Consider the following 8,521-nt stretch of genomic DNA (forward strand, 5'->3'; position numbering starts at 1 on the left):
CACGTTACCGAGAGAGGGCATCGCATGTCCGTACGCTGCCCGAATTTCACCCGAACGGGAGAGTTTCGGAACATGTGGTGGACGCATGGTGAAGCGGTCGGCCTTAGGTTGGCGCTGTGAGCCAGCACGGACGCCGGACACCGGCGCGCAAGGTGAGGCAGCGGGCCGTGATCGCCGGAGCGGCGGTCGCGGCGCTCGGCGTGGGTGCCGGCCTGTGGGCCGCCGGCGGCGACGGGGACGGCGGGCCCGCGGGCTCGGCGGCGCGTTCCTCAGGCGAGGCGGCCGCCCCCTCCGCCTCGCCCAGCCCCAGTCGCTCGTACGCCCTGTCCAAGGAGCCGCGGACCATACCGGCCGTGCGGCAGCACACCGCTGCCCGCGGCCCCGGCTGGCAGCCCGGCCCCGGTCACCGGGTCGTCGTCGCCGACCCGTCCCTCGCCGACGAGGGGCGTCTCGTGGCCGGCGAGCTCGGCATGACGTACGCCGGCGAGCAGGACGACGCGCGCGCCGGGGACCTGCGGCTGGAGGTCAGGGCCGAGAAGGGCGCCGACCCGGAGTCGTACACCATGACGGTGCGCGACGGCCGCGTCGTCGTCAGCGGGCCGGCCGAGGCGGGCGTCTTCTACGGCACCCGCACCCTCAAGCAGGAGGTGGACGGCGGCGGCACCGCGCCCGAGGGCGTCGTGCGGGACGAGCCGGCCAAGCCCAAGCGCGGCTTCATGCTCGACATCGCCCGCAAGCACTACGACGCCGACTGGATCAAGGACCGGGTGCGCGAGCTGGGCGACCTGAAGTACAACGAGCTGGGCCTGCACTTCTCCGACGACCAGGCCTTCCGCATCGAGTCCGACTCGCACCCGGAGATCGTCTCCGAGGACCACCTGACCAAGGCCGAGGTCAAGGAGATCACCGACCTCGCCGCCTCCCGGCACATCACCGTCGTCCCCGAGATCGACTCGCCGGGCCACCTCGGCGCGGTGATCGCCGCGCACCCCGACCTGCAACTGCGCAACGTCCGGGGCACGGCCACGCGCGGCGCGATCGACATCTCCAAGTCGGAGGCCGCGCAGATCGTCGACGACCTGCTGGACGAGTACGCCGATCTCTTCCCGGGCTCCCAGTTCCACCTGGGCGCCGACGAGTACCAGGCGCTCGTGGTTCCGGACCCCGAGGCGTCCTACCCGACGCTCGCCGCCGCCGCCCGCGAGGCCTACGGTTCCGGCGGCACCGTCGCCGACCTCACGACCGGCTGGCTCAACGGCCGCGCCAAAACCGTGATGGCCCACGACCGCACCCCGCGCGCCTGGAACGACGGCTTCTTCAAGGACACGTCCGTCGAACCCCTGAAGGACATCAAGGTCGCCTACTGGACCGGCAAGGAGATCGGCGCCCGGCCGCCCACGGCCTACCTGAGCGCGGGGCGCCAGGTCCTCAACTACAACGACGAGTTCCTCTACTACGTGCTCGGTGAGCCGCAGACCTTCGTCTACCCGACCGGCGAGCGCATCTACGAGCAGTGGACCCCGCGCGTCCTGCGGGGCACGACGGCCGTCGACGCCAAGTACGACGACCAGATCCTCGGCGGCAGCTTCGCGGTCTGGGGCGACATCCCGGGCGCCCAGACCCAGGCCCAGGTCGCGGCCGGCATCCGGCTGCCGCTGGCGGCGACCGTCCAGAAGCTGTGGGACCCGGACAAGCCCGAGCTCTCCTGGGCGGACTTCAAGGCGCTGGCGGGCCGGCTCGACTGACCCGGTCCGCGCCGGATCGCCCGATACGGCTGCGGATCCCCGGGGGCCTGTGGTGATGTGTGGGCGAGCCGACCGACACGCCGGGGGGAGCCGGGACATGGGCTACTGGGGGTATTTCGTCGTGGGCCGCGCCGAGCGGCCCCTCGCGGAGCTGGACGCCCTGGCCGGCGCCCCGGACATGACGCTGCGGGTGTCCGCGCCGGAGGGCTGGCAGGTCTGGGAGTACCCGGGCGGCGACGGCGACGTCGGCAACATGAACGACCTGGCCGCGCAGACCGGCGCGCCCGCGCTGTTCGGCTACGTCATGGACAGCGACTGCGTGGTCGTGGAGGCGGCGGCGCCCGTCAGCGGGGCGTGGACGACCTGCCTGGTCCGGGCCGCGATGGCCGCGTACCTCGGTGCCGAGAACGAGGGGCTCACGCTGGAGGACTACTTCCTCGATCCCCCGGACGCCGCCGAGCGGGCCGTCGCCTGGGCCGCCGAGGCCGGGCGCACGGCGGACGCCGGTGAGCTGGCCGACGTGCTGACCTCCGGGCCGGGGGACGGCGCGGCCCTCCGCCCGGGCTCCGCGTCCGGCAGGGCGCCGGTGGCCGAGGACCTCTTCTTCCGGTTCCTCGACCGGCTCGGCGTGGTGCCGCTGTGACACGCGGGGCCCGACGCACGCAGTAGGGGGAAATGCGGGCTCCGTGGCGGACAGCGGGCCGGAGCGGCAGGGACGAGGAGGCGCCGGATGAGTCTGGTGGAACTGATCGCGCAGGCCGACGCACGCGGGCTCGCCGCGAGCGGACTGGCCTGCCTGGACCGCTGCCTGCCCCTGCTGGACGGAGACGACGACGTGTTGCGGCCGCTGTGGGCGACCCTCGCCGACGCGGACGTGACCGGCGGCGGGCCCGCCTGGGCCGGGGCCTGGGACCAGGCACGCGGCAGGCTCGCCGGGCCCGGCGCGGCCGGCGAGGACGAGGCCGTCCTGCTGGCCCGGCGGATGCTGGACGCCGCCCCGCCGGGGTGCTCGGCCGCCGAGGTACGGGTCTGGGCCGACGCCTGCTCCGTGGCCTCACTGCGGATCCACCGGCTCCTCGACCCCGCCACGGAGGACGCCGGCGGTGCCGGCGCCGGCCCTGAGGAGCCCACACAGGGCGAGGCGCCGCTGGTCGCCGCCGAGCTGCGCCGCCAGGTCAGCGTCCTCGAACTGCTCGCGGGTCACGGCCCGGCCGGACTCCGCGCCGCCCTGGACGTGTCCACGGAGGGACGGCGGGTGCTGCGGGCGGTGGTCTCCCGCCGGGCTCGCGGCCGGGGCTGACGGCCCGCCGGGCTGTGACCGTCCTGCGGGGACGGCGCGGCGGTCGTGCGGCGGACGTGGTGACGGTGGGGCGGTCCTGCGCCGGTTGCGGAACCACCGCCGCGACCCTGTGACGGAACGCCGCCGGACGACGCTCTAGCGGATGTGACGACTGTGACGAGCGAAACGACGGTGACCAGCGAGACCACTGCCCCGGCCGCCGCGGCCCCGAGTGCCGGTCCGGCGGCGGCGCACCGGCCCTGGGCCGCCACCAGGCCCGTGCGGTGGGCGGCCGACACGGTGGCCGTGCTGCGCGAGGGCGCGCGGCTGCGCCTCGACTACTCGCCCCGGAGTCTGTGGCGCGTCGACCGCATGATCGACGGCATCCGCGGCGAGGGGGCGCCCTACGCCGCGGTGGAGACCGTCCTGCGCGGCCTCGGCGCCTACGCCGGTGAGGTGATCGTGCGGCAGGGCGGCGCCGAGTGGTGGGCGACCGGCGGCGACCACTGGATCCGCACCGGCGACGGCCGCCTGTGGGACCCGATCGACGAGGCCCGCCGGTGCTTCGCCGGCGACGGGTCGCTGCGCCTGCTGTGCCGGGAGGCGACGGCGGGCCGGTGACGCCGTCCGCTGTGACACTTCCGTGCGGCCCGACGCTGATGACCTTGGGGGCGGGCTCGACGAGCACGCCGGGAATCCGGTACGGACGAGGACGCTTCTTGGGCCGAGGAGGGGAACCCCGCCGCGTACAGGCGCACGACGGGGAACTGGGCGCGGCCGTCGCGCTGGCCCAGGAGGGCGACGAGGCCGCCTTCGCGGTCGCCTACCGCCTCGTGCAGCCCGGCCTGCTCGGCTATCTGCGCGGGCTGGTCGGGGACGACGCCGAGGACGTGGCGTCCGACGCCTGGCTGGAGATCGCCCGCGACCTGGGGCGCTTCCGGGGCGACGGGGCCGGTTTCCGGGGCTGGACGGCGACCATCGCCCGGCACCGGGCACTGGACCACCTGCGCCGCCAGAAGGTGCGGCCCCGGGGGTCGGCGCTGGAGCAGGACGTGCTGGAGCTGCCCGGCCCGTACTCCACCCACGACCAGGCGCTGGAGACGCTGTCCACCCGGGCCGCCCTGGCACTGGTGAGCGGGCTGCCCCGCGACCAGGCGGAGGCGGTGCTGCTGCGCGTCGTCGTCGGTCTCGACGGCCCGGCGGCGGCGCGCGTCCTCGGCAAGCGGCCGGGCGCGGTGCGCACGGCGACGTACCGGGGGCTGAAGCGGCTGGCCCGGCAGCTGGGCACGGACGGTGTGACGGATGAGAGGCCCAGGACGCTGGGGGAGTCGACATGACGGGCGCCGACGGCGGCCCGGCGGACCGAGCGGGAACGGAAGCGGACATGGGTGCACACCGGAGCGCCGACGGCCCCCACGCCCCCCGGCCTGCCCACCCCGACGCCCGGGACGCGCGAGGCGCCCGGGAGACCCCCGATGTCCGCGGGGCCGGTGACGGCGGTCCCCGCGGACATCGGCCGGCCCGCTCCGTGCAGGCCCGCCCGGCCACGGAGGAGCTGCTCGCCGGGGCTCTGCGCGGTGGCTATGACACGGGTGCGGGGGAGCGGCGGGCGGTGGACGCCTTCCGGGCCGCCCGGGACGCGGGGGCGCACCGCGCGGCGCGCACCGCGCGTATCCGCCGCCGGGACGACTGGCGGCCACGGGACCCGCGGCGCGCGCGGCGCTCCCTGAGGGTGACCCTCTCCGTCCTGCTGGCGAGCCTCACGCTCGGCGGCGTCGCGTACGCGGCGATCGGGGCGGGCGAGGGGGGCGGCTCCCCGGCCACGGGCACCCCGTCCGCCGGCGACCGTGGACCGACGTCCACCGCCGCCCCCGCCTCCGCGGGCGACGCCGGACGCCCCGCCGGGCCGGGACGCTCCGCCCCGCCCTCCGCCGCCACCGCCGGGCCCGGCGCCCGGAACGCCGGCCGCGACGCCGCGGCCCACTGCCGTGCCTACGAGCGGGTCGCGGGGCACGGCCGCGCACTGGACGCGACGGCCTGGCAGCGGCTCGTCGCCGCGGCGGGCGGTGAGCGGCACGTAGCGGCGTACTGCGCCCGGCAGACGGGACCCGCGGGCGCGGGGAACGCCGGGAACCCCCGGGTCGCCGGCACCGTTCCGAGCGGTCCGGCCCCGGCGAGCGGCGGCCCCGGCAGGACCGCGGGCTCCGGCAACGGCAACGGCAGCGACGGCGGCAACTCCGGCGGCAACAACGCCGGTCACGGGGAGAAGACGGGCCAGGACCGCGGCAGGGGCGAGTAGCGCGCCGAAGGCGAGCGCGGTGGCCAAGGCAACGGCCGGGGCCGCCACCCCCCACAGGAGAGGCCCCGGCCGTCGCGCGGCACGGGCCGCGCGGCGACCCGTACTTGCTACAGCGCCGGCACTGCGTTTTCTGTCACACCTCACCGCGTCACGGCTTAGTTGCATCTTGTACGGCAATGCGATGAGGACATGGACGAGTGGCGGTTTCAAGACGTAACGTGCCTTTCGCGCCGACCAGCGGGGGACCTTTCCGCATCACAGCAGCGGGAGACCACCGCGACCACGCATTGAGGAACCACGACGGCGAGCACCCGGTCCGCGAGAGCGGCGCCGGCTGAGGTGCAAAGAGAGGCGCGTTCGGTGCTGGGGGACGACGCGGAGCTGACCGCCGCGGTGCGTGCGGCACAGGACGGGGACGAGACCGCGTTCCGGACTGTGTACCGCTCGGTGCACCCGCGGCTGCTCACATACGTACGGACGCTCGTCGGTGAGCCGGACGCCGAGGACGTCGCGTCCGAGGCGTGGCTGCAGATCGCCCGCGACCTCGACCGTTTCGACGGCGACGCGGACCGGTTCCGCGGCTGGGCCGCCCGGATCGCCCGCAACCGCGCGCTCGACCACATCCGCATGCGCGGACGCCGGCCGGCGATCGGCGGCGACGAGACGGAGCTGACCGGCAGGGCCGCCGAGTCCGACACCGCCGGCGAGGCCCTCGAGGCCCTGGCGACCGGAAGCACCCTCTCCCTCATCGCGCGCCTGCCCCAGGACCAGGCCGAGGCGGTCGTCCTGCGGGTGGTCGTCGGCCTCGACGCCAAGAGCGCGGCCGAGACGCTGGGCAAGCGCCCCGGCGCCGTCCGCACGGCGGCGCACCGGGGACTGAAGCGCCTGGCCGAACTGCTCGGCGGCGATCCGGAATCCACCGGGGCGCTCGACGCCCTGCCGCCCCAGCGAGAACCGCGCCACCGTGCGGTGACGTCCGCGACTGTGACGCATACGCGTCCGCGGACGCAGAAGGACATGTGATGGCCGACGAGCAGGACGGGTGGCTGGACCGCGAAACGGCGGAGATCCTGCTGCGCGGAGAGTCACTGAAAGCTGTCGACCCCGCGGCGCTGGAGCGGGCCGAACGGCTCGCCGAGACCCTGGACGCGCTGGCGGCGCACCCCGCGCCGACCAGCGGAGAACTGCCCGGTGAGGCCGCCGCGCTGGCCGCCTTCCGCAAGGCGCGCGCCGACCGGGCGGGGGAGTGGGCCGACGCGCCGGCCGCCCTCGGCCACGACGCCCCGGTGCGGCACTCCGACGCCGGGCTGGTCCGCATCGGAGCGCGCCGCGACGGCGTTCGGCGCTCCCGCTGGGCCCGTCCGCTGCGGTTCGGTCTGGCCGCCGCGCTGACCGCCGGCATGGTCGGCGGGGTGGCGGTCGCGGCCGGAACCGGAGTCCTGCCGACCCCGTTCGGCGGTGCCGAACCCGACCCCGCCGCCAGCGTCTCGGCGGCGACGCCCCCCGACCGCCCGCTCGGCCCGCCCGCGCCGCTGGACGGCCCGCGGGGCGGATCCACGCCCGACGGAGTCACGCCCGGCCCCTCCGGCAGCGGGACCACGCGCGACGAGGAGGCCGGCGAGGCCGGCCCGGGCACCCGCGACCAGGGGACCGGCGGCGCGGGCGTCCGGCGGCGGGAACTCGCCGCTTCGTGCCGCGAGGTGGGCGCCGGCAGGACGCTGGACGGCGCCCGCAGGCGCGCGCTGACGGAGGCGGCCGGCGGCACCTCACGGGTGGACGCGTACTGCCGGAGCGTCCTCGCCGGCACCGATGCCGCGACCCGGGGCCGGACCGGTGATGGTGCCGGGGAGGCCGCGGAGGGACTGGTGGGCGGCACGGCGGGCAACGGCACGCCCGGCAAGAGCACCGGCGGCAAGGGCAAGGGCAACGGCAACGGCAACGGCAACGGCAAGCAGGGCGACAACGGCGGTAAGGGCGATCAGGACGACCAGGGCGACCAGGACGGCCAGGCCGGAAACGGCGACAAGGGCGGCGGCCAGGGCGAGGACTCCGGGGACGAGGACGACGACGGCCCGGGCCGCGGCGCCGGAAACCCCCACGCCCAGGGCCCCGCGGCGCTGCGGCCCGCCCACGCCACGGGCGCGCCCGCGGCCTTCGTGCCCCTGCCGGACCGGCGCCCGAAGTACGCCCAGCAGGAGTCTCCGGGGCTTGGCAATATCGCCTGACCTGCGTTTTCGCTCACGCGCGCAACTTTCTCCGCCGCAGGTGTGACACTTTCGGCCGCCGGGGCGCAGTACTGAGTGAGCCGACTGGTCATCGGCTTCCGCACCGAGCCGGGGTTCCCCCCGTACCTGCGGCTCGTGCACCTCGGCGCGGGCGGGACACGTTCCCCCGGTCCCGCCCGCGCCCCATCCGCTCCCGGACCGCCTCAGCGGTACACGACGACCTTGTCGCCGTCGCGCACCCGCGCGTAGAGGTCCGCGATCGCCCCCTCGTCCCGCACGTTGACGCATCCGTGCGAGGCGCCCGCGTAGCCGCGGGCGGCGAAGTCGTACGAGTAGTGCACGGCCTGGCCGCCGCTGAAGAACATCGCGTACGGCATCGGCGAGCGGTAGAGCGTCGACCAGTGGTGCCGCGACTTCCAGTAGACGTGGAAGACGCCCTCCCGGGTCGGCGTGTACTGGGAACCGAACCGCACCGCCATCGTCGACACCGTCCGCCCGTCCACCATCCAGCGCAGCGTCCGGCTCGACTTGCTGATGCAGAGCACCCGCCCGGTCAGGCAGCGCGCGTCGGGCGCGGCGGCCGGCTGCCCGCCCATCCGGTACAGCTCCCACCTCCCCGGCTCGCGCGTCATCGCCAGCAGCCGCTGCCAGGTGACCGTGTCCGTCCGGCCGGTCCGGGGCAGTCCGCGCTTGCGCTGGAAGCCGTTCACCGCACGCTCGGTCAGGTCGTCGTAGGTCCCCGTGGGCCCGTCGACCAGCCAGCCGATCTGGTGCAGCCGTGCCTGGAGTTCACGCACGTCCCGGCCCGTGGCGCCCCGCGACCACAGCACCCGCGCGGGCCGGGCGGGCGGAGCGGGGGCCGGCCGGCGGACGGACGGGGCGCGCTTCGACGGCACGCCGACGGCGGCGCCGGGTGTGGTCGGACGCCCCGCACCCCGGCCCCGGGGAGCCGGCGCGCGCGCCGTGCCGCCGG

Annotated in this window: 9 protein-coding genes; 8 read left to right on the forward strand and 1 reads right to left on the reverse strand. The window is 76.2% G+C overall.

Translation table 11 applies throughout. The features are described 5' to 3' along the window. The first annotated feature begins 116 nt into the window (after positions 1-116). The 8 genes from ACFWJB_RS06395 to ACFWJB_RS06430 all read left to right on the forward strand — a co-directional run bounded on the left by ACFWJB_RS06395 (position 117) and on the right by ACFWJB_RS06430 (position 7,548). Positions 117-1,745, forward strand: a complete 1,629-nt coding sequence (locus ACFWJB_RS06395; protein WP_386920582.1) for a glycoside hydrolase family 20 protein — start codon at positions 117-119, stop codon at positions 1,743-1,745. A 97-nt stretch (positions 1,746-1,842) separates the two neighbouring features. After that, complete coding sequence (locus ACFWJB_RS06400; protein ID WP_386920584.1) at positions 1,843-2,388, forward strand: hypothetical protein; 546 nt, start codon at positions 1,843-1,845, stop codon at positions 2,386-2,388. A gap of 87 nt (positions 2,389-2,475) precedes the next feature. Beyond that, the gene (locus ACFWJB_RS06405; protein WP_386920586.1) at positions 2,476-3,045 is read left to right on the forward strand and encodes a hypothetical protein; all 570 of its coding nucleotides are present in this window, start codon (positions 2,476-2,478) and stop codon (positions 3,043-3,045) included. A 153-nt stretch (positions 3,046-3,198) separates the two neighbouring features. Next, entirely contained in the window at positions 3,199-3,645 is a 447-nt protein-coding gene (locus tag ACFWJB_RS06410; protein WP_385463124.1) for a hypothetical protein, read from the forward strand. 98 nt (positions 3,646-3,743) lie between these two features. Next, positions 3,744-4,361 carry an RNA polymerase sigma factor gene (locus ACFWJB_RS06415; protein WP_386920588.1) on the forward strand — a complete coding sequence of 206 codons (618 nt, stop codon included), beginning with the start codon at positions 3,744-3,746 and terminating at the stop codon, positions 4,359-4,361. A gap of 47 nt (positions 4,362-4,408) precedes the next feature. Beyond that, entirely contained in the window at positions 4,409-5,323 is a 915-nt protein-coding gene (locus ACFWJB_RS06420; RefSeq protein ID WP_386920590.1) for a hypothetical protein, read from the forward strand. Positions 5,324-5,683: 360 nt separating this feature from the next. After that, positions 5,684-6,346 (forward strand): RNA polymerase sigma factor, encoded by a 663-nt coding sequence (locus ACFWJB_RS06425; protein WP_386920592.1) that lies wholly within the window; start codon positions 5,684-5,686, stop codon positions 6,344-6,346. Beyond that, complete coding sequence (locus ACFWJB_RS06430; RefSeq protein ID WP_386920594.1) at positions 6,346-7,548, forward strand: hypothetical protein; 1,203 nt, start codon at positions 6,346-6,348, stop codon at positions 7,546-7,548. Before ACFWJB_RS06425 ends, ACFWJB_RS06430 begins: the two co-directional genes overlap by 1 nt. 203 nt (positions 7,549-7,751) lie before the next feature. Here ACFWJB_RS06430 and ACFWJB_RS06435 read toward each other — a convergent pair. Beyond that, positions 7,752-8,521, reverse strand: a 770-nt coding sequence (locus tag ACFWJB_RS06435; protein ID WP_386920596.1) for a L,D-transpeptidase family protein, incomplete at its 5' end; no start/stop codon positions are given.

This window comes from Streptomyces sp. NPDC127100 (genome assembly GCF_042724095.1).
Lineage (GTDB): Bacteria > Actinomycetota > Actinomycetes > Streptomycetales > Streptomycetaceae > Streptomyces.

Bases quoted from the DNA above. Each gene is read 5' to 3' on its own strand.
- ACFWJB_RS06420 (WP_386920590.1), top strand. From the start codon at position 4,409: ATGGGTGCACACCGGAGCGCCGACGGCCCCCACGCCCCCCGGCCTGCC.
- ACFWJB_RS06430 (WP_386920594.1), top strand. From the start codon at position 6,346: ATGGCCGACGAGCAGGACGGGTGGCTGGACCGCGAAACGGCGGAGATC.
- ACFWJB_RS06405 (WP_386920586.1), top strand. From the start codon at position 2,476: ATGAGTCTGGTGGAACTGATCGCGCAGGCCGACGCACGCGGGCTCGCC.
- ACFWJB_RS06400 (WP_386920584.1), top strand. From the start codon at position 1,843: ATGGGCTACTGGGGGTATTTCGTCGTGGGCCGCGCCGAGCGGCCCCTC.